The 24735-nt window shown below is 69.7% G+C and carries 24 protein-coding genes and 1 pseudogene; 12 read left to right on the top strand and 13 right to left on the bottom strand.

Translation table 11 applies throughout. The features are described 5' to 3' along the window. Positions 1-105 precede the first annotated feature (105 nt). Positions 106-1785, bottom strand: a complete 1680-nt coding sequence (locus tag AB0B91_RS49995; protein ID WP_358337035.1) for a histidine kinase — start codon at positions 1783-1785, stop codon at positions 106-108. A gap of 109 nt (positions 1786-1894) precedes the next feature. On the opposite strand from AB0B91_RS49995, the gene AB0B91_RS50000 reads away from it, so the two are divergent. Next, complete coding sequence (locus AB0B91_RS50000; protein WP_358337038.1) at positions 1895-2779, top strand: ATP-binding cassette domain-containing protein; 885 nt, start codon at positions 1895-1897, stop codon at positions 2777-2779. Next, positions 2776-3519: a hypothetical protein gene (locus AB0B91_RS50005; RefSeq protein WP_358337041.1), complete on the top strand. Its 744-nt coding sequence runs from the start codon at positions 2776-2778 to the stop codon at positions 3517-3519. Before AB0B91_RS50000 ends, AB0B91_RS50005 begins: the two co-directional genes overlap by 4 nt. Before the next feature lie 13 nt (positions 3520-3532). Here AB0B91_RS50005 and AB0B91_RS50010 read toward each other — a convergent pair whose 3' ends face one another. Next, the gene (locus AB0B91_RS50010; protein ID WP_358337044.1) at positions 3533-4189 is read right to left on the bottom strand and encodes a response regulator transcription factor; all 657 of its coding nucleotides are present in this window, start codon (positions 4187-4189) and stop codon (positions 3533-3535) included. Between the two features lie 534 nt (positions 4190-4723). Here AB0B91_RS50010 and AB0B91_RS50015 point away from each other — a divergent pair. Genes AB0B91_RS50015 through AB0B91_RS50050 form a run of 8 tightly spaced genes read left to right on the top strand, consistent with a single transcriptional unit; the run spans position 4724 to position 12416 of the window. Next, positions 4724-5569, top strand: a complete 846-nt coding sequence (locus AB0B91_RS50015) for a fumarylacetoacetate hydrolase family protein (RefSeq protein WP_358337047.1) — start codon at positions 4724-4726, stop codon at positions 5567-5569. Continuing rightward, positions 5566-6873: an L-fuconate dehydratase gene (locus AB0B91_RS50020; RefSeq protein WP_358337050.1), complete on the top strand. Its 1308-nt coding sequence runs from the start codon at positions 5566-5568 to the stop codon at positions 6871-6873. Before AB0B91_RS50015 ends, AB0B91_RS50020 begins: the two co-directional genes overlap by 4 nt. Continuing rightward, on the top strand, positions 6870-7604 hold the full coding sequence (locus tag AB0B91_RS50025; RefSeq protein WP_358337053.1) for an SDR family oxidoreductase: 735 nt from the start codon (positions 6870-6872) through the stop codon (positions 7602-7604). Before AB0B91_RS50020 ends, AB0B91_RS50025 begins: the two co-directional genes overlap by 4 nt. A gap of 55 nt (positions 7605-7659) precedes the next feature. Next, entirely contained in the window at positions 7660-8691 is a 1032-nt protein-coding gene (locus tag AB0B91_RS50030) for a sugar ABC transporter substrate-binding protein (protein ID WP_358337056.1), read from the top strand. A gap of 29 nt (positions 8692-8720) precedes the next feature. Beyond that, complete coding sequence (locus AB0B91_RS50035) at positions 8721-10172, top strand: sugar ABC transporter ATP-binding protein (protein ID WP_358337060.1); 1452 nt, start codon at positions 8721-8723, stop codon at positions 10170-10172. Beyond that, a complete protein-coding gene (locus AB0B91_RS50040; protein WP_358337063.1) occupies positions 10169-11158 on the top strand; it encodes an ABC transporter permease in 990 nt (329 codons plus the stop codon). The genes AB0B91_RS50035 and AB0B91_RS50040 overlap by 4 nt, the downstream gene beginning before the upstream one ends. Then, on the top strand, positions 11158-11463 hold the full coding sequence (locus AB0B91_RS50045; RefSeq protein ID WP_358337066.1) for an L-rhamnose mutarotase: 306 nt from the start codon (positions 11158-11160) through the stop codon (positions 11461-11463). The genes AB0B91_RS50040 and AB0B91_RS50045 overlap by 1 nt, the downstream gene beginning before the upstream one ends. Beyond that, positions 11460-12416: an aldo/keto reductase gene (locus AB0B91_RS50050; RefSeq protein WP_358337069.1), complete on the top strand. Its 957-nt coding sequence runs from the start codon at positions 11460-11462 to the stop codon at positions 12414-12416. The genes AB0B91_RS50045 and AB0B91_RS50050 overlap by 4 nt, the downstream gene beginning before the upstream one ends. A 95-nt stretch (positions 12417-12511) precedes the next feature. On the opposite strand, the pseudogene AB0B91_RS50055 reads toward AB0B91_RS50050, so the two are convergent. The 4 genes and pseudogenes from AB0B91_RS50055 to AB0B91_RS50070 form a co-directional block, all read right to left on the bottom strand. Then, positions 12512-12640, bottom strand: a pseudogene (locus AB0B91_RS50055) (IS630 family transposase); the annotation flags it as partial. An 11-nt stretch (positions 12641-12651) separates the two neighbouring features. Continuing rightward, on the bottom strand, positions 12652-13530 hold the full coding sequence (locus AB0B91_RS50060; RefSeq protein WP_358337072.1) for a hypothetical protein: 879 nt from the start codon (positions 13528-13530) through the stop codon (positions 12652-12654). 266 nt (positions 13531-13796) lie between these two features. Continuing rightward, entirely contained in the window at positions 13797-14135 is a 339-nt protein-coding gene (locus AB0B91_RS50065; protein ID WP_358337075.1) for a GNAT family N-acetyltransferase, read from the bottom strand. Positions 14136-14267: 132 nt separating this feature from the next. Continuing rightward, on the bottom strand, positions 14268-15524 hold the full coding sequence (locus tag AB0B91_RS50070) for an ATP-binding protein (RefSeq protein ID WP_358337078.1): 1257 nt from the start codon (positions 15522-15524) through the stop codon (positions 14268-14270). A 325-nt stretch (positions 15525-15849) separates the two neighbouring features. Between AB0B91_RS50070 and AB0B91_RS50075 the strand changes: the two genes are divergently transcribed. After that, positions 15850-17025 (top strand): C45 family peptidase, encoded by a 1176-nt coding sequence (locus tag AB0B91_RS50075; protein WP_358337081.1) that lies wholly within the window; start codon positions 15850-15852, stop codon positions 17023-17025. 6 nt (positions 17026-17031) lie between these two features. Here the strand turns inward: AB0B91_RS50075 and AB0B91_RS50080 are convergent, their stop codons facing one another. The 6 genes from AB0B91_RS50080 to AB0B91_RS50105 all read right to left on the bottom strand — a co-directional run bounded on the left by AB0B91_RS50080 (position 17032) and on the right by AB0B91_RS50105 (position 22955). Continuing rightward, positions 17032-17979 (bottom strand): DNA polymerase ligase N-terminal domain-containing protein, encoded by a 948-nt coding sequence (locus AB0B91_RS50080; RefSeq protein WP_358337084.1) that lies wholly within the window; start codon positions 17977-17979, stop codon positions 17032-17034. Positions 17980-17994: 15 nt separating this feature from the next. Next, entirely contained in the window at positions 17995-18669 is a 675-nt protein-coding gene (locus tag AB0B91_RS50085; protein WP_358337087.1) for a FadR/GntR family transcriptional regulator, read from the bottom strand. 25 nt (positions 18670-18694) lie between these two features. Further along, complete coding sequence (locus tag AB0B91_RS50090) at positions 18695-19720, bottom strand: MBL fold metallo-hydrolase (RefSeq protein WP_358337090.1); 1026 nt, start codon at positions 19718-19720, stop codon at positions 18695-18697. Between the two features lie 87 nt (positions 19721-19807). Next, complete coding sequence (locus AB0B91_RS50095) at positions 19808-20926, bottom strand: steroid 3-ketoacyl-CoA thiolase (RefSeq protein WP_358337093.1); 1119 nt, start codon at positions 20924-20926, stop codon at positions 19808-19810. Between the two features lie 43 nt (positions 20927-20969). Beyond that, positions 20970-21962 (bottom strand): sigma-70 family RNA polymerase sigma factor, encoded by a 993-nt coding sequence (locus tag AB0B91_RS50100; RefSeq protein WP_358337096.1) that lies wholly within the window; start codon positions 21960-21962, stop codon positions 20970-20972. Positions 21963-22019: 57 nt separating this feature from the next. Continuing rightward, positions 22020-22955, bottom strand: a complete 936-nt coding sequence (locus AB0B91_RS50105) for an NADP-dependent oxidoreductase (protein WP_358337194.1) — start codon at positions 22953-22955, stop codon at positions 22020-22022. Positions 22956-23033: 78 nt separating this feature from the next. Here AB0B91_RS50105 and AB0B91_RS50110 point away from each other — a divergent pair, with 78 nt between their 5' ends. Then, positions 23034-23996 carry a helix-turn-helix domain-containing protein gene (locus AB0B91_RS50110; protein ID WP_358337099.1) on the top strand — a complete coding sequence of 321 codons (963 nt, stop codon included), beginning with the start codon at positions 23034-23036 and terminating at the stop codon, positions 23994-23996. Between the two features lie 102 nt (positions 23997-24098). Here AB0B91_RS50110 and AB0B91_RS50115 read toward each other — a convergent pair whose 3' ends face one another. Beyond that, on the bottom strand, positions 24099-24701 hold the full coding sequence (locus AB0B91_RS50115) for a TetR family transcriptional regulator (protein WP_358032310.1): 603 nt from the start codon (positions 24699-24701) through the stop codon (positions 24099-24101). Positions 24702-24735: the final 34 nt, after the last annotated feature.

A 24735-nucleotide genomic window follows, 5' to 3' on the forward strand; every position in this document is an offset into this window, starting at 1 on the left:
ATGCTAGCCCGCCCACCTGCCCCGGTTGTCGCCACCCGCCCGTTCCCGGTCCCGCGTCCCACTCCGGTCTCCTCCTGTTGGGTGGGCTCGACAAGGTCGTGCTGGTCAGCGTCGTACGGTCGGCACCTCGTCCTTGTGTGACAGCCGTCCGCCGGTGAAACACAGCCGGTACGCCGGCGACAGTGAGTTCGCACTGATCCGGTAGAAGCGGCACTCGTCGGTGCCCTGGGGATCCGCGGGTGCGCCTCTCGGCCGCCCGCCGTCGTCCACCTGGTAGGCCGGCAGCCGTGACTCCAGCGACGCCAGGCTCTGACCGACGCGCAGTTCGCCGTACACCCCGGCGTCCAGCACCGAGCGGTGCGCGGTGTAGAGGTCGTAGCCGGAGGTCAGAGGCAGCAGGGCGGCGGCCGCCGCGACCGGCATCCAGATCGCGTCGATCACGCTGCGCCGTATCTTGCGGCGGGCGAGCGCGAGCTCCCGCCGGGAGTCGGGCGGGGTGGCCGCGATTTCCGCGGTTCCCGTGGTGAGCGCGGCGGTCTCCGTGGTGAGCGCCGCAGCCCCGGCGGTAAGCGTGGCCTCCGCGGTGAGCGGCAGTCGCGCGGTGACGGCGAAGCCGCCGTCGGCGGGCCGCGCCCGCAGCGTGCCTCCGGCCAGCCGGACCCGTTCGTCCAGGCTCACCAGCCCGTAACCGCCGGATCCCGCCTCGGGCGGCCTCCGGCTGGGCCGCTGGTCCGGCCGGGCCCCCGCGTCGAATTCCGCCCCGGCCGGGGGCGCCGTGTTGACTACGCTGACCACCGCCTTCCCGGCCGCGGGATCCGAGTCCAGCCGTACGGTGACCGCGGCGCCCGGCGCGTGCTTGGCGGCGTTGGTGAGGGACTCCTGCACCACCCGGTAGGCCGCCCGGTCGGCCATCGGCGTCAGCCGCCCCACCTCGTCGTACAGCCGGACCGCCATCCCCGCGGCGGCGGCCCGATTGACCAGCGCGGCCACGGTGTCGCCTGAGGGCAGCACGGGCGCGGTCTCGCCGTCCTCGCGCAGCACCCCGATGATCTCGTGCAGCCGCTCGGTGGCCTTCGCGGCGGACGCGCGCAACTCGGCGGCGGCCTTGCGGGCGGGCTCGTCCAGCCCCGGATGGACCTGCAGCGCGGCGGCGCTCAGCGCGACCAGGCTCAGCTCGTGTCCCAGCGAGTCGTGCATGTCGCCGGCGATCCGGGAGCGCTCCACCAACCGCATCCGCTCGCCGATCAGGTCCCGCTCCCGCTCCAGCCGCTCGGCGAGCTCCCACCCGGTGCGGACGAGCTCGTCGTGCTGGCGGGCGTACCGTCCGGCCAGCCAGGGCAGCAGGATGATCGCCACCGCGGTGGTGACCAGCGACAGCCAGGTCGACAGCGTGGCGCCGGGGGTGAGGTTGGCCGCCGCCAGCCCGGCCAGGCAGACCCCGGCGAAGAACAGCAGTCCGGGACGCATGCCGGCGGTCCGCCGCCCCAGCAGGAACGCCAGCAGCAACTGGCTGATCATGAAGCTGTCGGTGTACAGCTCTGGCGTCACCGCCAGCGCCAGCGCCGCGGGCACGCCCGCCGCCACGACCGGCCGCCGCCGGCCCACGGCCACGGCGAGCGTCAGAAGCGGCACGGCGGCGATCCTCACCCAGGACAGCGGGAGACCGGGCGGTTGCCCCACCTCGGGCGACTCGTTCGCCAGGAACATCGGCAAGGTGATCGCCAGGCACAACAGCAGATCGCCGTCCCGGAACGCCTTCACGACCATGTCCCGGAGCCGATTCATGGCGATGAGGCTATGCGGTGCCGCGCGCCGCGACACCTGACGAAAGTCAGGGGTGCCCGTTGCCGATCGTTCATGACCGCGCTCACCCCCGGACTCCTACGGTCGAGTGATGATCGCTCTGACCGAACTGACCAAACGCTACGGCGACATCACCGCCGTCGACGGCCTCACCCTGGAGCTCACCCCCGGCACGGTCACCGGCTTCCTCGGCCCCAACGGCGCCGGGAAGTCCACCACGATGCGCATGATCATGGGTCTGGATTCCCCCACCTCGGGCACCGCCCTGATCGGCGGCCGCCGCTACGCGGAGCTCGACCGTCCGCTGCGCACGATCGGGGCCCTGCTGGACGCCAAGGCCGTTCACCCCGCCCGCAGCGGCCGGGACCATCTGCGTGCCATGGCCGCGAGCCAGCGCCTGCCCCTCTCCAGGGTCGAACAGGTCCTCGCCCTCACCGGGATGGCCGACGCGGGCCGCCGCCGCGCCGGGACGTACTCGCTGGGCATGAGCCAGCGGCTCGGCATCGCGGGCGCGCTGCTCGGCGATCCTCAGGTCCTGATGCTGGACGAACCCGTCAACGGCCTCGACCCCGACGGAGTTCGGTGGATCCGGACCCTGCTCAGATCGCTCGCGGCCGAGGGCCGCACGGTTTTCGTCTCCTCCCATCTGATGAGCGAGATGGAGCGCACCGCCGACCGGCTGATCGTCCTCGGCAAGGGCCGGCTGATCGCCGACGAGCCGATGGAGCGCCTGGTCGCGGGCTCGGAGGTGCGGGTTCGCGGACCGCGACTGCGACCCCTGGCCGACGTCCTGCCCGCCGCGCGCTGGACCGGCCCGGACGAGCTGACCGTCGCCGGTCAGACCACCGAGCAGATCGGCCGGCGGGCGTACGAGCTGGGGCTGCCGCTGTACGAGCTGCGGCCCGTCGAGTCCTCGCTGGAAGAGTCGTACATGCGGCTGACCGCCGACAGCACCGAGTTCGGAGCCCGAGCATGACCGCCCTGACGCCCGCGGCCGCCGCCGAGTGGCTGAAACTCCGCTCCATCCGCTCCACCTGGTGGTTCGCCGGGGGTGCCCTGCTGACGATGCTGCTGGTGGCGGTGATGGAGGCGGAGGACACGGCGGGCTTCCTGCGCAGGCAGGGCCAACCGGTCGAGCCGGTGTCCTCGGTCCTCGCGGCCGTGGAATGGGTGCAGCTCATTTTCGGGGCGTTCGGCATGCTGGCGGTGACCGGCGAGTACGCCACCCGCAGCATCGTGGTGACGCTGGCCTGCACGCCGTCCCGGACCCGGCTGCTGCTGGCCAAGACAGCCGTGGTGGGCGCCGCGACGCTCGCGGCCGGCGGGCTCATCGCCGCGCTCGGTGTGGCGTCCAGCGCGCCGCTGCTGCGGAAATACTGGGAATTCGACCTCGGGCAGGTGACCGGGCGGATCCTCGCCATCGCGGCGTACATGGCGCTCATCGCCGTGCTGGCCCTCGGACTCGGCACGCTGATCCGCAGATCGGCCGGGACCCTCACTGTGCTGTTCGCGCTGCTGTACGTGCTCCCGACCGGCCTGCAGGGGTTCGCCTCGTCGCTGAACGCCGAGTTCCTCAACACGGTCGCGGACTTCACGCCCGGCCCTGCCGGGGAGCGCTTCATGGCCGGCGATATGGCCTTTGGCCTCGTGCTCATCGCGTGGGCCGTCGCGGCGGTCGTCACGGGAGCGTGGGTGATGCGCGGGCGCGACGCCTGAGTGAACCGCCCCATCAGTCGTGCGGGACCAGCCCGGCCTCGTACGCCAGCACGGCCGCCTGGACACGGTTCCTCATGTCGAGGCGGCCCAGTATGGCGCTCACGTAGGCCTTGACCGTCCCCTCCACAAGGAACAGCCGTTCGCCGATCTCCGCGTTGGACAACCCGGCGCCGACCAGCGCCAGCACTTCCCGCTCGCGCGGCGTGAGCATCGTGATCCGCTCCTTGGCCGCCGACTGCCGGCTCATCCGGCCGCCGCTAACCTGCCGGATCACCCGGTGGGCGATCTGCGGCGAGAGGAACGCGGCGCCGCCGTGCGCGGCCCGTATCGCCGCCATCAACTCGTACGGATCTCCCGACTTGAGCAGGAAGCCGCTCGCCCCGCCGTCCAGTGCCTTGGTGATGTAGTCGTCCTCGGAGAACGTCGTCAGCATCACCACCGCGATCTCGGGGGCCGCCCGGCGCAGCTCCGCCGCCGCGCCCAGGCCGTCCAGCAGTGGCATCCGGATGTCGAGCAGGGCCACGTCCGGCCGGTAGGTGCGGGCGAGTTCGAGTGCCTCCCGTCCGTTGCCCGCCTCCGCCACGATCTCGATGTCCGGGGCGGCGGCGAGGACGGCTCGTACGCCCGCCCGGACCAGAGCCTCGTCGTCGGCGAGCAGCACCTTGATCACTCCTTCGAGGCTACCGCCTCGGCGCGCCCCGCGGTCAAAGAGCCGATCCCTTCGTCCGGGCTCCTCGCTCCGTCGGGTCCGTCAGTTGGTGTGTCGGTGCGTGAGTGCGGGGATTGCCGTAAACGATTCCGGCTGTTGAGGCAGGTCAGCCGATTCATCGGGTGTTTGGGGCTCTTTTGGGGAGATTTACCCGTTAAGCGAGGCATGTGGTGGAGGCGGATGGGGAAGGCTGCGGGGTGGATGTCCTCGGCTCCGCCTAGCGATTCGCGCTAGACATCCGAGGATCTACCCGTTGTACCAGTGGAAGGAGTCCGGCATGTGGACGGCATGCCATCCGATGTATGCGGCTAGTATGACAGAAATCTGTCAGGCATGTCAGCTCCTTACCCGCCATTGCAACCGTTTGTAGTGCGGCTTCGCCGTAAGACCGATTTCACGGATCCGATGTATCGGCGCGTGAAGGCTTGACAGGCCCCACCGAGGCCGACCAGCATCGGGGCTAGATACATCGGATGTATAACCTAAGGATGCGGTGTGAAGCTGCTGCGAGTAGGACCTGTCGGCCAGGAGCGCCCGGTGGTGATGGATGGCGCCGGCAACCTGCGCGACATCGGAGAGCCCGAGATCGATGGGGCTTTCCTCGCTTCCGGGGGAGTAGCGCGCGTCCGCGACGCGCTCGAGCGCGATGCGCTGCCGGTGATCGCGGCCGAGGGGCTGCGGGTCGGCGCTCCTGTCGCGCGGCCAGGCAAGATCGTTTGTATTGGCCTGAACTACAGCGACCACGCGGCCGAGTCCGGCGCGGAGGTTCCGTCGGAGCCGGTGGTCTTCATGAAGGCCGCCAACACCATGGTCGGCCCGTACGACGAGGTGCTCGTGCCGCGCAACAGCCTGAAGACCGACTGGGAGGTGGAGCTGGCCGTCATCATCGGTAAGCGGGCCCGCTACCTGGGCAGCCGGGAGGAGGCGCGCGAGGTCATCGCGGGGTACGCGGTGGCCAACGATGTCTCCGAGCGGGAGTTCCAGCTGGAGCGGGGTGGCCAGTGGGACAAGGGCAAGTCGTGCGAGACGTTCAATCCGCTCGGGCCGTGGCTGGTGACCGCCGACGAGGTGCCCGACCCGCAGAACCTGGCCATGCGGCTGTCGGTGAACGGTGAGGTGCGCCAGGACGGCGTCACGAAGAACATGATCTTCGACGTGGCGGAGATCGTCCGATATCTGAGCCAGTTCATGGTGCTCGATCCGGGTGACGTGATCAACACCGGCACGCCGGCCGGGGTGGCCATGGGGATGCCCGGCCAGCCCTACCTGCGGGCGGGTGACGTGATGGAGCTGGAGATCGAGGGGCTCGGCCGTCAGCGCCAGACGGTGGGCCAGGCATGACGACTCCCACCGAACCCAGCGGCTACCGGATCGTGGAGTTGGAGACGCACGACATCCGTTTCCCCACGTCCCGTGAGCTGGACGGCTCCGATGCCATGAACCCCGACCCCGACTACTCCGCCGCCTACGTGGTCCTCAAGACCGACGACGGCTACGCGGGGCACGGGTTCGCGTTCACCATCGGGCGCGGCAACGACGTGCAGACCGCGGCGATCAGCGCCCTCGAGTCCTACGTGATCGGCCGGGACGTCGAGGACCTGGGCGCCCTCTACAAGGAGATGGTCTACGACTCGCAGCTGCGCTGGCTGGGCCCCGAGAAGGGCGTCATGCACATGGCGATCTCCGCCGTGGTCAACGCGCTGTGGGACCTGAAGGCGAAGCGGGCGGGCAAGCCGCTCTGGCTGCTGCTGTCCGAGCTGACGCCCGAGCAGATCGTCGATCTCATCGACTTCCGGTACCTGAGCGACGTCCTGACGCCCGAACAAGCCCTAGCAATCCTAAAAAAGGCCGAAAAGGGGAAGGGGGAGCGGGTCGAACACATCAAGCGTGATGGGTACCCCGCCTACACCACCTCGCCGGGCTGGCTCGGGTACGACGACGACAAGCTGCGCAGGCTGTGCAAGGAGGCGCTCGACGCCGGCTTCGGCCAGATCAAGCTCAAGGTGGGCGCCGACCTCGACGACGACATCCGACGTTTCCGGGTGGCCCGCGAGGTGTGCGGGGCCGACTTCCCGATCGCGATCGACGCCAACCAGCGCTGGGACGTGCCCGCCGCCATCGACTGGGTGAACGCTCTCAAACCGTTCAACCCGCACTGGGTGGAGGAGCCGACCAGCCCCGACGACGTGCTGGGCCACGCCGCCATCGCCGAGGGCATCAAGCCGATCCCGGTGGCCACCGGCGAGCACGTGCAGAACCGGATCGTGTTCAAGCAGCTCCTGCAGGCGGGTGCGATCTCGTACCTGCAACTGGACTCTGCCCGGGTCGGCGGTGTTAACGAAAACATCGCGATCCTGCTGCTCGCGGCCAGGTTCGGCATCCCGGTCTGCCCGCACGCCGGCGGCGTCGGGCTGTGCGAGCTGGTGCAGCACCTGTCGATGTTCGACTACGTGGCGGTGAGCGGCACGATGGAGAACCGGGTGATCGAGTACGTCGACCACCTGCACGAGCACTTCGTCGACCCCGTGGTCATCGTGGACGGCCGTTACGCCGCCCCCAGCGCGCCGGGCTTCAGCGCGGCGATGCACCCCGAATCGATCGCCGCCCACACCTTCCCCGGCGGCGAAATCTGGAGGGACGCATGAGTCTCAAAGCGATCGTCACCGGCGGCGGCTCCGGCATCGGCCTGGCCACCGCCACGTTACTGGCCGAGCGCGGCATGAAGGTCGCCTGTCTCGACGTGAACCCGCCCGGCGACCCGTTCATCGGCATCAAGGTGGACGTCACGGACGACGCCGGCGTACGCGCGGCCGTGGCCGAGGCGGCCGAGCGGCTCGGCGGCATCGACGTGGTGGTCAACAACGCGGGCATCGGGGCGCAGGGCACCGTCGAGGACAACCCGGACAGCGAGTGGCAGAAGGCGTTCGACGTCAACGTCTTCGGCATGGTCCGCGTGACCCGGGCGGCGTTGCCGTACCTCCGGCAGTCGGAGCACGCGGCGGTGGTCAACACGTGCTCGATCGCGGCCACCGCGGGCCTGCCGAACCGGGCGCTCTACAGCGCCACCAAGGGCGCGGTCCTGTCGCTCACGCTGGCGATGGCGGCGGACCACGTACAGGAGGGCATCAGGGTCAACTGCGTCAACCCGGGCACCGCGGACACCCCGTGGGTCGGCAGGCTGCTCGACTCGGCCGACGACCCGGTGGCGGAGCGGAAGGCGCTCAACGCCAGGCAGCCGATGGGCCGCCTGGTCAGCGCGGAGGAGGTGGCCGCGGCGATCGCCTACCTGGCCGGGCCCGACGCCGGGGCCACGACCGGGACCTCGCTCGCGGTCGACGGAGGCATGCAGGGGCTCCGGCTGCGGCCGGTCAACTAAGCATTCGAGGGCCCGTCAGGCAAGGCAAGGCATTCGAGGAAGGTAACCCCCCACCATGAAGCTAGGTCCTTTAGCCGCAGGCGCGGCCCTCCTCGCGGTCATCACCGCGTGCGGTTCCGGAGCTCAGACGACAGGCGGAGGCGGCGGCGGAGGAGGCGGGAAGATCGGCATCGACCACCCGCGCGCCGACTCCGACTTCTGGAACTCCTACATCAAGTACGTCCCGCAGATGGCGAGCGAGCTCAAGGTCGACCTGATGCCCGCCACCAACTCGCAGAACGACGTGACCAAGCTGGTCAACAACGTTCAGGCGCTGATCGGCCAGGGGGCCAAGGCGATCGTCATGGCCCCCCAGGACACCGGCGCGATCGCCACGACCCTCCAGACGCTGGCGAACAAGAAGATCCCCGTCGTGACCGTCGACACCAGGCCGGACAAGGGTCAGGTCTACATGGTCGTACGCGCGGACAACCGGGCGTACGGGACGAAAGCCTGCGAGTTCCTCGGCGAGAAGCTCGGCGGGAAGGGCAAGGTCGTCCAGCTGATGGGCTCCCTGAGCTCGATCAACGGTCGGGACCGGGCCGAGGCGTTCCGCGAGTGCATGAAGACCAAGTTCCCCGGGATCACGGTCTTCGAGGAGCCGACCGAGTGGGAGGGCAGCAAGGCCGCGTCCATGCTGCAGACCAGGCTTGAGCAGAACCCCGACATCAAGGGGATCTACATGCATGCGGGTGGCGTGCACCTGGCCCCGACGCTGCAGGTGCTGAAGCAGAAGGGCCTGCTCGTCCCGCCGACCGACGCGAAGCACGTGTTCGTGGTGTCGAACGACGGCATTCCGCAGGAGTTCGAGGCGATCCGCAAGGGCGACATCGACGCCACGGTGTCACAGCCCGCCGACCTGTACGCGAAGTACGCCCTCTACTACGCGAAAGCGGCGATCGACGGCAAGACCTTCAAGCCGGGGCCGACCGACCACGACAGCACGATCATCCAGCTGCCGAACGGCCTGGAGGACCAGCTTCCCGCCCCGCTCGTCACGAAGGACAATGTGGACGACAAGAGCATTTGGGGCAACCAGGTCAAGTGATGAAAAATCACGTTGAAGCTCGAAATATCGTGAAGCGCTTCGGTCCGACCGTCGCGCTGAACGGCGCGGGCATCACGATCGCCGAGGGGGAGACCCACGCGCTCGTCGGCAGGAACGGCGCGGGAAAGTCCACCCTGGTGTCGATCCTCACCGGGCTCCAGCGGCCGGACGAGGGCGAGGTGCTGTTCTCGGGAGAGGCGGCGCCCGCCCTCGCCGACCGCGACGCCTGGCGGCAGCGGGTCGCCTGCGTGTACCAGAAGTCGACGATCATCCCGGCGCTGACCGTCGCCGAGAACCTGTTCATCAACCGCCAGACCGCCAACGGGCTGATCAATTGGCGGACACTCCGGGCAAAGGCCCGCGACCTGCTCAGCACGTACGAGGTGGACGTGGACGCGGAGGCGCTCGCGGGTGATCTCAACGTCGAACAGCGCCAGCTCGTGGAGATCGCCCGCGCGCTGTCGTTCGGCGCGCGGTTCATCATCCTCGACGAACCGACCGCCCGGCTGGACGGCCCGGCCATCGAGCGGCTGTTCGCCCGCATGCGGGCGCTGCGCGAGCAGGGCGTGACGATGATGTACATCTCCCACCACCTCGATGAGGTGTACGAGATCTGCCAGAGCGTCACGGTCTTCCGCGACGCCCGGCAGGTCATGACCAGACCGGTCGCCGCGCTGCCGCACGACGAACTGGTCGCGGCGATGACGGGCGAGGCCACGACGGTGTACGAGGCCAGGACCCGCGGCGCGGCGAACGCCACCGTAGTCCTGTCGGCCGAGAGCCTGTCGCTGGCCGGCCGCTTCCAGACGGTGGATCTGGCCGTCCGGGCGGGCGAGGTGGTCGGCCTGGCCGGATCCGGCAGCAGCGGCAAGGTCGGCCTGGCCGAGACCCTGGTCGGCCTGCACAAACCGGACTCGGGCACGGTCACGGTCAACGGCACCCGGGTCAGACCGGGCGACGTCCCGGCCGCGCTGGGCGCGGGCCTCGGCTTCGTGCCCGAGGACCGCAACCGCGAGGGTTTCGTCCCCCTGCTGTCGGTCGGGGAGAACGGCACGCTGCCGATCGCCCGCAAGCTCGGCAGGTACGGCGTCATCTCACCGGCGAGACGCAGGAGCAAGGCCGTACAGCTGATCAAGGAGCTCGACATCAAGACCGAGGGGCCCGACCAGCCCGTCGGCGACCTGTCAGGAGGGAACGCGCAGAAAGTGGTGTTCGCGCGGGCGCTCGTCGACAACCCGGCCGCGCTGGTGGTGATCAACCCGACCGCCGGCGTCGACGTCAAGGCCAAACAGGCCCTGCTCGGCGCCGTCGAGGACGCGGTCGAGCGGGGAGCCGGGGCCGTGCTGATCTCCGACGAGCTCGACGACCTTCGCATCTGCGATCGGGTGCTGGTGATGTTCCACGGCAGGGTCGTGAAGGACATGCCGCGTGGGTGGACCGACCACGAGCTCGTGGCCGTGATGGAAGGCATCGAAGAGTGACAACACTGACCGCGCCGCCCCCTCGGGTGCGCCTCGCCAGGTTCCGGGACCTGACGCTGGTGCCGGTGATCCTGATCCTGCTCGTCGTGGGCGCGTTCCTGGACCCGATCTTCCTGTCGGTCGGCAACCTGACGAACGTGCTCCAGCAGCAGGCGTCGATCTCGCTGCTGGTGCTGGCCGAGGCGCTGATCCTGATCGCCGGCAAGTTCGACCTGTCGCTGGAGTCGACGGTCGGCATGGCCCCGGCGATCGCGGTGATGCTGGTGATCCCGGCGTCGGCCGGTGGGTTCGGGCTCGGCCTGCCCGGGCCGTTGGTGATCCCGCTCTGCCTGCTGGTCGGGGCGGCGATCGGGGTGTTCAACGGGTTCCTGATCATCAAGTTTCAGCTGTCGGCGTTCATCGTCACGCTGGCCATGCTGATCATCGTGCACGGCCTGCAGCTGGGCCCCACCGAGGGCAAGACGCTGTTCGAGCTGCCCGAATCCATTCTCTACCTGGGCAGCGCCACCTGGTTCGGACTGCCCGCGGCGATCTGGATCGCGGCCGTGCTGTTCGCGGCGGGCATCGCCGGGCTCGGCTACTTACGGCTCGGCCGCGCGCTCTACGCGATCGGCGGCAACGCCGACGCGGCGCGGGCGGCGGGCATCCGGGTGGACCGGGTGCTCTGGGGCGTGTTCATCCTCGGTGGCACGTTGGCCGCGCTGGCCGGCGTCCTGGAGACCGGGCGGCTCGGCGCCATCGGCTCCAACCAGGGCGTGGGCTGGATCTTCATGGTGTTCGCCGCGGCCGTCATCGGCGGCGTCAGCATGGACGGCGGCAAGGGCACGATCCTCGGCGCGCTCACCGGCGTGCTGGTGATCGGCCTCGTCCAGAACATCCTGACGCTCAAGGGCGTGTCCGGCTTCTGGCAGCCGGTCGTCTATGGCTGCATCATTTTGATCGCTCTCATCATCAGCCGCATCGCCGGCGGAAAGGCCCAGGACTGATGGAACGGATCGCACTGCGTACCCGGCTAAAACCCGGTAACGAGGCGACATACGACCGGGAGCACGCGCGGATCCCCGCCGAGCTGGAAACGGTCATGCGGGCGAACGGTGTGCACTCCTGGCGGATCTTCCGCGACGGACTCGACCTGTTCCATTTCGTGGAGGTCGACGACTACGCCGCGCTGCAGGCGGCGCTCAAGGACGATCCCGCCGACCAGGCGTGGCAGATCCAGATGAACCGGCTGCTCGACGGCGACTTCGACAAGGGCGCCGGAACGCTGCCGCTGGTCTGGGAGATGACGTGACGACGGACGCTTTGAGGGACGGCGTGATCAAGCTGCCCAGCCACGGCTTCGGGGCGGCGCCGATCGCCGGGCTCTACCAGGCGGTCAGCGACGAGCAGGCGCGCGCGACCGTGGACGCCGCCTGGTCTCATGGCGTGCGCCTGTACGACACGGCCCCGCACTACGGGGTCGGCCTGTCGGAACGCCGTCTCGGCGCCGCGCTCGCCGGTCGCCAGGGCTACGTGCTCTCGACCAAGGTCGGCCGCCTGCTCGTCCCCTCCGGCGGGGGCGGCCGGGACGAGCAGGGCTTCGACGTACCGGCTGCCTTCGAGCGCGTCTGGGACTTCTCACGCGACGGCGTACGGAGATCGCTGGAGGAGTCCCTCGAACGCCTCGGCCTGGACCGCGTCGACATCGCCCTGATCCACGACCCGGACGACCACGTCGACCAGGCGCTCACCGAGGCGTACCCCGCCCTGGCCGAACTCCGCTCACAGGGCGTGATCGGCGCGGTCGGCATCGGCATGAACCAGTGGCAGGTGCCGTTGCGGTTCGTCCAGGAGACCGACATCGACGTGGTCATGCTGGCCGGCCGCTACACCCTGCTCGACCAGTCGGGGCTCCCACTGCTCGACGCCTGCGCCGACCAGGGCGTACGGGTGCTGGCGGCGGGCGTCTTCAACAGCGGCCTGCTGGCCACCTCCACTCCCTCGGGCACCTACGACTACGAGCCCGCCCCCGCCGAGATCCTCGGCCGCGCCAGACGGATCGCCAAGATCTGCGAGAGGTACGGGGTGGCGCTCCCGCAGGCGGCCATGGCCTTCCCGCTCCGGCATCCGGCGGTCGCGTCCATCGTCATCGGCGCCCGCTCACCGGAGGAGGTCGCGACGAACGCCACACTCTGGGATCGCCCGGTCCCCGACAACCTGTGGTCGGAACTGGAGGCCGAGGACCTTCTTCCACGATCGAGCTAATGCTGTGACCGCAGAGGTTCGTCGTGTTGAGGCAGTCGATTTCGGTGACGACGACCGTGGCCTCGTCGCCGACCCGACGGAGCCTCTGCGGGCGTCCCCCAGCGGATGCCCCTCTCGCAGCGGATTCGGACGCGCTCACGTCGTTCGGCTGCCAGGACATCCCGGTGGCGGGCGTTAGCGTTTCGGCAGCTCAGGTAGGCATGCAGGGCCTGGGTCCGCACTGATCTCTGCGGTGTCAGTCCTCGTAGGCGCAGATCGCGTAGACCACGAGGTTCCAGTACCTGCTGTCGGGCACCACCTCCGCCGCCTTGGCCTCGACCTTCTCGCGGCTCGGGACCAGATAGTCGAGGGTGATGTCGGTGATCGGGATGGATCCGATCTCGTCCTGGACGGCGAACCCGGTCCCCAGGACCACCTGCCTGTCACCGGCGCCGCCGCAGGCCACGTCGAGCTCCTTGCTGGGCAGGGTGGGGGCCGGGCTGTTCACGGTGGAGTCGCTGTAGATCCACAGCCCCGGTGGTGCGTCTTCCGCGCATATCGCGAACATCTCGAGCGTCCAATACGGTGCTGCCGATGAGGAGATCCACGTCGCGTGGCCGTGAACCGCGTTGAGCTGCGGCTTGATGTAGTCGACGACGGCCTTGCCGCCCGCTCCGTCCAGCCGGTAGCCGTTGCCGAGCAGAAACTCACCGGGGTCGCAGGTGACGGTCAGGGGGAGCAGCCCGTTCCGCGGGGCGGTCCGGCTGACAATCCTGGTCGCCTCGTCCGGGTCGCCGCAGACGGCCCACACGCGGATCATCCAGGAGGACGAGGTGCCCGCTCCGGTCTCTATCCCGAACGCGCTGACCGTGTACGTCGTCGGTACCACCTCGTCGATGACGACGTCGCCGCTCGGGCCCATGATCTCGGCTCCTGTGCCGAGCACGCGTGTGCCCGAAGGGCAGGTGACATCGGCGCCCTTGTTGCCCGAGGTGTTGCCGCTCGTGTCGAATACGACCTCGTAGTCGGGGATGTTGGCGGATGAGGCACTGGCCGGCACCGTCACGATGACGGCGGACAGTGTGAGAACCAGCGAGATGACGGTGACCCAGGTGCGTTTTGTCGCGATAGGCAAGAGAGCCTTCTCTGAGTAGTGGGCGCGTGGGGACCTCCCCGATCTTCGGGGAGCACGGTTCCCTGTCCTCGCAGAGTCGCTCCGCTGCCTCGCGCGGTCTGCGCACAATTACCGGTCGACCCGGTGCCCTTCGGCATTGTGCGTCTATGGTCCGCTATGCAGCCCGGTGCTGTGCGGCCCGCTTCCTGGCCCGATAGGGGATCCACCGGCCGACGTACCTGGCTCCGTGACCGCAGGCATCGACGAGCCCGGCAAGGGTGGTCGGCTCAGCCGCCGTAGGCGTAGTTGGCGATCCACAGCCCCGGGATCACCTCCACCTCGTCGAGGCCCGCGAACCCCAGCCGCTCGTACAGCCGCCGCGCCGGAGCGTTGTCCCGGCCGGTCGACACCACGATCCTGCGGCCATCCGCCCGGCTCATGACCTCCTCGACCAGCGCCCGCCCCACTCCCCGCCGATGCGCCCCGGGATCGACCACCAGCCGGTTGATGTCCACCTCATCCACCGTCTCCTCCCACGCGACGGCCCCGACCAGCAGCTCACCCTCGTCGAACGCCCCTGCCCACCGCAACGGCTGCGCCCGCAACTCCTCGAGTGTCTCACTCAACGGAGGAATACGATCATCACCGATGATCTTCGCCTCGATCGCGTAAGCAGCATGCTGAACAGCCAGCAACCGAGGCCCCACCGACTCACCATCAGGCGATATTTCGGAAATCCGCATCCCCTGAGTATCCACCTAACCGATCTCCCACAATGCACTCACCGGCATCGCTCGCATCCGGTCTCCGAACGAGTAGGTCTGATCGCCGGTGTAGAGCACGAGGCCCGCGACGAAGTCGTCCCCGAGTCGGTCAGCCAGATGCCTCAGCCCCCTGAAATCCTCACCTCGTACGGTTGACGCGGCCTTCACCTCGATCCCGATCACCTGGCCCTGCCGGTTCTCGAGAACCGCGTCGACTTTGATCTTGTCCTTGGTCCTGAAGTGGAACAGCTCCACTCTTTCCGACGACCACGTCAATTGGCGGGCGAGCTCCATCAGCACGAACCCCTCCAGCAAGGAGCCGAACAGGCTGCCCGGCCGGACCAGGCTGCGCGCGTCGGCGCCGACCAGGTTCGCGGCTATGCCGGAGTCGACGTAGGCGACTTTGGGTGTTCCGACGGCCCGATTGCTGACGTTCCTCGACCACGCGGGGATGCGCTTGATCAGGAACACCTCTTCCAACAGGGCGAGATGGCGGCGGACGGTGCTGGCCGAGATGCCGAGCTCGTTGCTCAGACCGGTGCCGACCAGGAGCTGGCCGGAGCGGGCCGCGACCAGCCGAATCAAGGCCCGCATTTCGGTGGTCCGTTCGATCTCCGCCAGTTGGCTGACATCGCGCGCGATCAGGTCGCCCACGTACGAGTCGAAGAAGTGTTGCCTGCGCTTGGCCGTCGGCCGAGCGACAGCCTCGGGGAAACCGCCTCTGACGAGTCGTTCGGCGTAGTCGCCTCGCGAAATGCCGGACGTGTGATGCAACTCGGCGCCTTCGGCGAAAACGGCGTCCACGAAACCATCGGGCGTGCCGTCGATCTCGCCCTGGGAGAAGGGCCAGAGCTCGATGGTCTGCATCCGTCCGGGAAGCGTGTCGGGCAATCCTCGTAGACCCAGTAGGCGGGACGAGCCGGTCAAAAGGTAACGGCCCGGCCTTGGGTCCCGGTCGACTTGCGACTTGATGGCGAGCAGCAGATCGGGCACGCGCTGGATCTCGTCGATGACCATCAGATCCGGGAATGCCACGAATCCCTCGGGATCGGCCGTGGCTGCCTGTCGGTTGATCACGGTGTCGAGGTCTCGCCACTCGGCGGTCCGGCCTTTGGCGACCACTCGTACCAGCGTGCTTTTGCCGCACTGACGAGCCCCGTTGATGAAGACGACTCGAGTGTCCGCCAGAGCCTCGGCCACAGCACGTTCGGCATGACGCGGAATGACGCCGTTCATCGCATTGCTGACCACGGCTTGAGCATCTCACGAACAGCCGCTGATGGCGCGCTGGTCGCCATGATCGTGACGTTCTGGTCGCCACTTCCATGACGCGTTGGTCGCTAATCTCATGGCGCGCTGGCCGCCATGATCGTGACGAATTGGTCGCCGGTCCCGTAGAGACCCCGCCAGGGCGCCACCGGTGCGGCATAGCCTCGGACCCGTTCGGTCCCTGAACGACGCAATCGGTTGCCGTCGCAATCCCCGGCCAATCCCGGATTCTGGGCAGGCCGGTAATGGGGCTGCTGAACCGGGGCAGCTTCTAGGTGCGCAGCGCGTTCCGACGACTGGAGGATTCATGATCGAATACGGCCAGCCCAACCCGGCGGCGGGCCCGCCGCTCGTCGCCGTCGAAGGGACGCCCCGTGAGATGGGGGCCGAGATCGGCCGCAGGACCAGCGATCTCGTCGAGCGGAGTCTGGCGACGTACCTGCGCAGGTTCCGCGACGACGCGGGGCTGTCGGACGCGGACGTGCTGCGCTGGGGCGCCACCTATCTCCGTGTGGCGCGCGATTACGACCGTACGATCGCGGAGATGCTGGAGGGTCTGGCCGAGGGCGCGGGCAGGCGCGTCGAGCACATCACGGCGCTCAACGCGCGCACCGAGCTGCTCTACGGCACCGGCTACCACGACGAGGGCTGTACCTCGTTGGCGGTGCTGCCGCAGTACACGCGCGACGACCACACCCTGCTCGCGCAGAACTGGGACTGGCACCCCGAGCAGGGACCCGTCACGTTCCTGCTGGCGACCCGCGACACCGAGGGCTTCTCGGTGCTCACGCTGGCCGAGGCGGGCATGCTGGCCAAGAGCGGGCTGAACTCCGCGGGCCTCGGGGTCTGCGCCAACCTGCTCGTCTCCGACCGGGACACCGGGGGCGAGGGCGTGCCGTACCACTATCTGCTGCGCGGGGTGCTGAACGCGCCACGGATGAGCACCGCGCTGCGCAGGACGCTGAACGTCACCCGCGTCTCCTCGGGGAACGTGCTCATCGCCGACGCCGGAGGCGAGGCGATCGATCTGGAGGTGGCGCCCGGCGTGTTCGGGCACCTGTTGCCGGAGGACGGCCTGCTGGCGCACTCCAACCACTTCCAGTGCCCGCTCCCACTGCACGACGAGAAGGTGGCGGCCTCGGCGTTGACGCTGCTGCGGCCCGCGCGGATCCGTCACCTGCTGGAGGACGCGGCCCGGGTACGGGCGCTGACCGTCGAGGACATCGTGGCCGCGCTGCGCGACCACTTCTCCTTCCCCGACGGGATCTGCCGCCACCGCGATCCGGCCGCCGCGGAGGCCGACCTGTCCACCACGGTGTACTCGATCGTGATGGACCTCGACGAGCGCGTCCTGTCCATCGCGACCGGCCCGCCGTGCGAGCACCGCTACGCGACCTGGCGCCTGGACGACGTCTTCACGCCGGACGCCATGCCCGCCCTGCACTTCACACCCGAGGAACCGGTCGGCGCCCTACGGGGGTGAAGATCGTCAGGCGGGGACGAAGATCCAGGACTTGGACTCTCCCGGCTCGTAGGGGGAGTCCAGGCGCTTGGCGACCACGCCGGGCAGTCCCTGCTCGCGGGCCGCCTGCCGTACCGGCTTGGCCTGGCCCGGCCATGCGGGGGCGGTCTGCCAGCGGGCGGTCGCCAGCCCGAGCGCCTCGAGGGCCGCGCGGCGGGCCGTGTACGGCAGCGCGACCAGTGAGTGACCGTCGTCGTAGAGGAGGTCGTAGCAGACCAGGACCTCCGCGCCCGCCAGCGTGACGACCTCGCCGTCCAGCACCGCCGCGCGGCTGCCGAACGACGCCGCGAGCGGGCGCAGCCACGGATACCGCCGCGCTGCCTCCGTACGCCCGCCGTCGATCGGCACCAGCACGCGTTCCCCGCCCCAGGCGAACTCGAACGCGTGGCCGTCCGCGTCGCGCGGCAGCCGGGTCCGTTCGACCGGGAGCATCGGGTCGAGCGGGGGCAGGGGGTCGCGGGAGGGCGGGTCCATGCGGTGGATCATCCAGTTCTTGCCGTCCGTCCGGAACAGCACGAACCGCCCCGAGGCCCGCGAGCCTCGCAGCACGACCTTGACCTCGCGGTCGGACCACTTCTCCGTCTCGTACGTGCCGCGGTCCCAGACCGTCATCGTGCCGCCGCCGTACTCGCCCTTGGGGATCTCGCCGTGGAAGTCGAGGTACTCCATCGGGTGGTCCTCGGTGTGCACGGCCAGGTGGTTGGTGCTCGGATCGGCGGGCAGCCCCTTGGGGACCGCCCACGAGACGAGCACGCCGTCGCGCTCCAGCCGCAGGTCCCAGTGCAGGGAGCGGGCGTGGTGCTCCTGGATCACGAACGCCGCGCCGTCGCCCGGCTCGGGGGCCGCGCCGGGGACGGGCTCGGGGGTATGGCTGGCGTCGCGTTTACTGCGATATTTCTCCAGTTTGTCGGGCACGCAGGGTTTCTACCCCTAGTCGAGGGCCTTGCGCAGCCAGGATTCCACTCCCGCGATGTGCACCGTGGCCCAGGAGCGCGCCACGTCGGGCTGGCGGGTGGCGATGGCCTCGTAGATCGCGGTGTGCTGCTCCCGCGTCTTCTCCATCGCGCCCTCCTGGGTCAGCCCGCGCCAGATCCGCGCCCGGGTCGTCGGCCCGGACAGGCTCTCGATGAACGAGCAGAGCACGCTGTTGCCCGAACCCCGCGCGATCCGGTGGTGGAAGTCGAGGTCGTTGGCCACGAGCTCCTCCACCGTGGGCGCGGCGGGCAGCGACTCCAGGATCACCCGGAGTTCGTCGACCTCCGCGTCGGTCATCTGCTCGGTCGCCATCGCCGTCGCCGCGGGCTCCAGGATGCGGCGTACCTCGAAGAACTGGATCACCGTGTCGTCACGGTGCAGGTCGAGTACGAAGGACATGGTGTCGAGCAGCAGGCGCGGCTCGAGGCTGGTGACGTAGGTGCCGTCGCCCTGACGTACGTCGAGGACGTTGATCAGCGCCAGCGCGCGTACGGCCTCACGGAGCGAGTTGCGCGACAGGCCGAGCCGCTCGGCCAGGTCGGCCTCTTTCGGCAGCCGGTCGCCGGGCGTGAGCTCGCCCGAGAGAATCATTTGCTTGATCTTGTCGATGGCCGCGTCGGTGACCGCCACGCTTTTCTCCCTAGACATCGGATGTCTAGGATTCTAGGGCCTGGAAGCGCACCGTATCGACTCCGGGGACGCGGCGGATCGCGCCACGCGCCTCCAGCGTGCGCAGGTGCGCCGCGGCCTCGCCCGCGGCCATGCCGCGAAGTACGGGGGACAGGTCGTCCCAGGGCCGGTTCCAGGTCATCATCGCGGCGGTCTCCCAGATGGTCAGCGGTTCCGCGCGCTCGGACAGAAGGGCGCCGAGCCGCTGGAGCTTCTCCTCGTGATGGTGGCGGATCTCGGCGGCGCGCGCGGCTACATCTGGAAATATCCACTCATGGGCGGGCAGCGCGTCCAGCGGGCCCAACTCGCCGACGCGGTCCAGGGACTCCAGGAAATCACCCAAAGGATCAACATCATCCCGGTCATAGGGATAAATCCCGACGTGGGGGGTGATGTCGGGGAGGACGTGGTCGCCGGTGAAGAGGCGGTCGGCGTCCTCCAGGTGCAGGCAGATGTGGCCGGGGGTGTGGCCCGGTGTGTGCACGGCCCGCAGCTTGCGGCCCGGCAGGTCGACCAGGTCGCCGTCGCGTAGCTCGCGGTCGGGCAGTGCGGGCGTGTCCGGGCGGCCGGCCGTCGCGACCGCCACGTCGTCCTGCCCGGCGCCCGCCCGCCGGAGCATCTCGGCCTGGAAGTCACGGTGCTCGCCGTCGGCGAAGCTGTGCATGAGCCTGACCAGCGCGGCGTCCGCTTCGTGCATCGCGATCCAGGCGCCGGACTCCGCCCTGACCTGTCCGGCCAGCCCGGCGTGGTCGGGGTGGAAGTGGGTGACGACCACGCCTCGGACCGCGGTCACGTCGAGGCCGAGCGTCCGCAGGCCGCCGCTGAGGGCCGCCCAGGCGTCCGGGTGGTTCCAGCCGGCGTCGACCAGCACGGGGCCCTTGGGGGAGTCGACGGCGTAGACGAGTGTGTAGCCGAGCGGGTTGCCGGGGATCGGCACGGGCACGCTCCACACCCCGCCGCCGAGGTCCTGCGGGCGCTGCTCGGCGTACGGCCTGCGCCGGGTCGTCTTCATCCAGTGTCCCCCGTTGAGCGTGCTGGTTCTCGGTCGAGTGTGCGGGAAAGGAACGTGAGATCGGTACCGGATTTCAACCGGGGTGGGTCACGTGATGCGCTCGAGGATCGTGGCCGTGGCCAGTGCGCCGCCCGCGCACATCGTGACCAGCGCGGTCGTCGAGTCGGAGCGCTCCAGCTCGTGCAGCGCCGTCGTGAGCAGCCGTGCCCCCGTGGCGCCCACGGGGTGGCCGAGTGCGATCGCGCCGCCGTTCACGTTGACGCGGTCGAAGTCGGGCTCGTGCACGCTCGCCCACGACAGCACGACCGACGCGAACGCCTCGTTCACCTCGAACCTGTCGATGTCGCCGATCGCCATCCCGGCCGTCGCGAGCACCTTCGCCGTCGCGTCCACCGGCCCGTCGAGGTGGAAGTACGGCTCCGCGCCGACGAGGGCCTGGGCCAGGATCCGCGCCCGGGGCCGCAGGCCGTGTCGCGCGGCCGTCTCCTCGCCCATCACCAGCACCGCGGCGGCGCCGTCGGAGATCTGCGACGAGGTGCCCGCGGTGTGCCTGCCGTTCTCGCCCAGCACCGGCTTGAGCCTGGCGAGCCCGTCGACGGTGGTCTCGCGTAAGCCCTGGTCCCTGCGTACCTGCCCGACGGGCACGATCTCCCGCTCGAACCGCCCGTCGGCCCACGCCTTGGCGGCCAGTTGCTGCGAGCGCGCCCCGAACCAGTCGAGCCGCTCGCGGGTCAGCCCGCGCCGCTCCGCGATCCGCTCGGCCGCGGTGAACTGGTCGGGCAGGTCGATGTTCCAGTCGTCGGGCTTCGGCCTGGCGGGCAGGACGTTGCTGCCGAGCGGCGCCCGGCTCATCACCTCGACCCCGCACCCGATGCCCACGTCGATCACGCCGGCCTGGATCATCGCCGCCGCCAGGTGCACGGCCTGCTGTGACGATCCGCACTGCGCGTCGACCGTGGTCACCCCCGCCTGGTACGGCAGGCCCGCGTACAGCCAGGAGTGCCGCCCCACATGCCCGCCCTGCTCGCCCGCCTGGGTCACGCACCCGGCGAAGACCTGCTCGACGATCGCCGGGTCGATCCCGGACCGCTCGATCAGGCCGTTGAGCGCGGTGGCCAGCACCTGCTGCGGTTTGAGCTCGGCCAGCCAGCCGCCGCGCTTGCCGATGGGGGTGCGGACGGCCTCGACGATCACCGGTGTGCCCACAGTCGCCTCCAGAACGATGCTCCGGTCGTGACTGTAACGCGTTCTAGTTTCCGGTGGAAGTCCCGCTCAGTGTGTGAGGCAGCCCGAAGGTGTCGAAGAGGCCGAGGTCGAAGAACATCGCGACATGGCTGACCCGCGAGCCGGTGAAGGTGAGCACCGGCAGCCCGAACGCCTCGTAGACGTCGCCGCGCCGCAGGTACATCCCGAACGCCGGCTGCCCGTTCGCCTCGATCGGCACCAGCCGCAGGTCACCGGGCTGCTTCGCGGGGCAGTTGGTCGCGATGAGCCGGCCGATGTTGTCGGCACCCTGATACCAGCCGGTGAACGGCGGCATCTCCCAGACCGCGTCCTTCGTGAACAGCTCCACGATGCCCGCCACGTCGTAGTTCTGGAACGCCGCCACATAGCGGTCGAGCTGGGCCCGCTGCTCGGCCGTCAACGGCTCGACCGGGTCGTCGAGGCTCGGCGACACCTCGTCGAGCTGGGCCCGGGCGCGCTGCAGGCTGCTGTTGACGGCGACGGTCGTGGTGTCGAGCACCTCGGCCACCTCCGCGGCCCGCCACTTGAGCACGTCGCGCAGGATCAGCACCGCCCGCTGCCGGGGCGGCAGGTGCTGCAGCGCGGCGACGAGCGCGAGCCGGATGCTGTCACGCGAGGTGACGATGGCGGCGGGGTCACCGGCCCCGGCGCCGACCATCCCGTCGGGTATGGGCTCCAGCCACGGCACCTCGTCCCCCTCGACCAGGGGGCCGGTCGCCTCGGACGCCGGCGCGCCGAGCCCGGTCGGCAGCGGCCTCCTGCTCCGGCTGTCGAGCGCCGTCAGGCAGGCCGTCGTGGCGATGCGATAGAGCCAGGTACGCAGCGACGAACGCCCCTCGAACCCGTCGTAAGCGCGCCACGCGCGCAGGTAGGTCTCCTGGACGAGGTCCTCGGCGTCGTGCACCGAGCCCAGCATGCGGTAGCAGTGCGCCAGCAACTCACGCCGCAGCGGATCAGCCTGCCGGAGGAAGTCCTCGTTTGACGGCCTCTCAGTCATACCCCCTGTATAGCTCCCGCCACCGACAGACTGATGAATTCCCGGAGGCCGGCCCGGTTACTGTCGTACGGAGAGGACGATCTTCCCCGTCGTACGGCCGGACTCGCCCAGCTCGTGGGCCTTGGCCGCGTCCGCCAGCGGCAGCACGGCGGCCAGTTCGGCCCGCAGTTTCCCGGCCTTCGCCAGTGCGGCCAGCGCCTTCATCGCGGCGTGGTCGGGCTCGACGAGCATGGCCGCCGACCGGATGCCCCGCTCGGCCGCCTGCGCGTGCAGGCCCGCGTCCAGGAGCGAGAGAGTCAGCGAGACGATCGTGCCGCCCTCGCGCAGGGTACGCAGCGAGCGCGGGCCGTAGTCGCCGCCGATGGTATCGATCACCACGTCGACGTCGCGGACGACCTCGGCGAAGTCCTCGTCGCGGTAGTCGACCAGTTCGTCGGCGCCGAGGTCGCGGAGCAGGTCGTGCTTGGCGGCGCTGGCCGTGCCGATGACGTACGCGCCGCGTGCCTTGGCGATCTGGACGGCGAAGTGCCCCACACCGCCCGCCGCGGCGTGCACGAGCACCCGCTGGCCCTCCGTCAGCCGTGCGGTGTCCACCAGCGCCTGCCAGGCGGTCAGCGCGGCGAGGGGGATCGCGGCCGCCTGGGTGTGGTCGAGGTTCGCGGGCTTGGGGGCGAAATGTCGGGCGGGGGCGCTCACGTACTCGGCGTAGGCGCCGTTGCCGTACGGGTAGCGGAGCATGCCGAAGACCTCGTCGCCGGGCTGGTAAATGGTCGTGCCCAGGCCCACCTGCTCGACGACGCCGGAGACGTCCCAGCCGAGCACGAACGGCACCCCCAGATGACCGCCGCCGGCCCGGGTCTTCCAGTCTGCGGGGTTGACCCCGGCCGCGTGCACCCGCACGAGTACCTCGGTCGGCCCCGGCGTGGGCCTGTCCAACTCGACTGTCTTCAGCACTTCTGGTCCGCCCAAGGCGTCCTGGCTTATCGCGCGCATCTTCATGCCACCAAGCCTGCTGCGCCTGGGTACCGGTCTGCGAGTGGCCCAGTGGCCAAGATGTGTAAAGATCGGGCCATGCATCGTGTGGTCGTACTGGCGCTGGCGAACGTGATCCCGTTCGAGCTGAGCGTGCCGTCCAGGATCTTCGGTACGGCACGGGGCCCGGGAGACGAGCCGCTCTACGAGGTGATCACCTGCACGCTCGACGGCGGCCCCGTCGCCACGGCCGCCGACTACGCGATCGCCGTCGAACACGACGCGAGCGCCCTGGCCACCGCCGACACCGTCGTCATCGCCGCCGCCGCCGGCTTCGCGGACATCACCGGCCCGGAGTCGCTGCCTCCCGGACTGCTCGACGCCCTCGCCCTGGTACGTCCGGGCACCCGGGTCGTGTCGATCTGCATCGCCACCTTCGTCCTGGCGGCCGCGGGTCTCCTCGACGGCCGCCCGGCCACCACCCACTGGCGGCATGCCGAGCGCTTCGCCCGCCTCTTCCCGGGGGTGCGGATGGACTCCGACGTGCTGTTCGTGGACGACGGCGACGTACTCACCTCGGCGGGCGCGTCAGCGGGCGTGGACCTCTGTCTGCATCTGGTACGGCGCGACCACGGCAGCGAGATAGCCAACCAGGTGGCCCGCCACTGCATCGTCCCCCCGTGGCGGGACGGCGGCCAAGCCCAGTACATCGAACGCCCGGTCCCCGAACCATCGGCCACCGGCACCGCCCCCACCAGAGCCTGGGCCCTCCAACACCTGTCCACCCCTCTCCAACTGGCCGACCTGGCCGAACACGCGGGCATGAGCCGACGCACCTTCACCCGGCACTTCCGCCACGAGGTAGGCCAGAGCCCCGGCCAATGGCTGACCCAGCAACGCATCGAACTGGCCAGACACCTCCTGGAAACCACGGACCTGCCGGTGGACCGGGTGGCGGAGCGGTCGGGTTTCGGCACGGCGGCCTCGATGAGACAACACCTGCACACGTCGCTGGGAGTGTCCCCGCACACGTATCGCCGCACCTTCAGGGCTGTGGTCTGACGCGGCCAGGCGGTGCCGTAAAAAATAGAGGTGTTTTGAGCCGTACGGCGGGCGGTGCTGAGGAATCAGGGGCCAGGCCGTACGGCGGGCGGAGCCGTGAAACTACGGCGCAGAGAGATCATTCACCAGCCTGGCGGCGGCGATTTCGATGCGGCGCTGGATCTGCTCGTACGTGCGGCGGCCACGCAGCATCTCCAGGAGCTCCTGCACCCACACGCTGGACAGCGACCCCGCCAGGTCGAGCTGCACCTCGCTGGCCCGATCCCGCGTGAGACCGGCCGAGACCCGCAGCAGCAGTCCCGTCATCCGATCGCCGAACGGGGTCTCCACCTCGGCCATGATCAGCGACCGGATCAGCGCGTCGGCCAGCTCGGGCTCGCGCATGAGGCCACGGGTGGCCCGCATCAGCACGTCGACCGCGCGGCCGGCCGGGGTGGAGGCGCTCGGCGGACGGCGTTCGATGCTGCTCTCCAGCAGGTCGATCTCCTCGCCGACGACCGCCACGACCAGGTCCATCTTGGACGGGAAGTAGCGGTAGAGGGTGCCGAGCGCGACGCCCGCCCGCTCGGCGACCGTGCGCATCTGCATCGCCTCGACGCCGCCGCGCGAGGCGAGGGCGGCGGCGGCCTGGACGATGCGCTTGCGGCGCTGGTGCTGGCTACGCGTACGGACGCTGTGACCGCCGGATGTGGAATGGCTCTCCATGATCCCCTCGGTGTCGCTGGGGGGCGCGGCGGAC

The sequence above is a fragment of the Nonomuraea sp. NPDC049141 genome, from assembly GCF_040648415.1.
GTDB lineage: Bacteria > Actinomycetota > Actinomycetes > Streptosporangiales > Streptosporangiaceae > Nonomuraea.

Coding starts and splice junctions, on each gene's coding strand:
- AB0B91_RS49995 (WP_358337035.1), bottom strand. CDS start 1,785: ATGAATCGGCTCCGGGACATGGTCGTGAAGGCGTTCCGGGACGGCGAT.
- AB0B91_RS50000 (WP_358337038.1), top strand. CDS start 1,895: ATGATCGCTCTGACCGAACTGACCAAACGCTACGGCGACATCACCGCC.
- AB0B91_RS50005 (WP_358337041.1), top strand. CDS start 2,776: ATGACCGCCCTGACGCCCGCGGCCGCCGCCGAGTGGCTGAAACTCCGC.
- AB0B91_RS50020 (WP_358337050.1), top strand. CDS start 5,566: ATGACGACTCCCACCGAACCCAGCGGCTACCGGATCGTGGAGTTGGAG.
- AB0B91_RS50025 (WP_358337053.1), top strand. CDS start 6,870: ATGAGTCTCAAAGCGATCGTCACCGGCGGCGGCTCCGGCATCGGCCTG.
- AB0B91_RS50030 (WP_358337056.1), top strand. CDS start 7,660: ATGAAGCTAGGTCCTTTAGCCGCAGGCGCGGCCCTCCTCGCGGTCATC.
- AB0B91_RS50045 (WP_358337066.1), top strand. CDS start 11,158: ATGGAACGGATCGCACTGCGTACCCGGCTAAAACCCGGTAACGAGGCG.
- AB0B91_RS50075 (WP_358337081.1), top strand. CDS start 15,850: ATGATCGAATACGGCCAGCCCAACCCGGCGGCGGGCCCGCCGCTCGTC.
- AB0B91_RS50090 (WP_358337090.1), bottom strand. CDS start 19,720: ATGAAGACGACCCGGCGCAGGCCGTACGCCGAGCAGCGCCCGCAGGAC.
- AB0B91_RS50100 (WP_358337096.1), bottom strand. CDS start 21,962: ATGACTGAGAGGCCGTCAAACGAGGACTTCCTCCGGCAGGCTGATCCG.
- AB0B91_RS50105 (WP_358337194.1), bottom strand. CDS start 22,955: ATGCGCGCGATAAGCCAGGACGCCTTGGGCGGACCAGAAGTGCTGAAG.
- AB0B91_RS50110 (WP_358337099.1), top strand. CDS start 23,034: ATGCATCGTGTGGTCGTACTGGCGCTGGCGAACGTGATCCCGTTCGAG.
- AB0B91_RS50115 (WP_358032310.1), bottom strand. CDS start 24,701: ATGGAGAGCCATTCCACATCCGGCGGTCACAGCGTCCGTACGCGTAGC.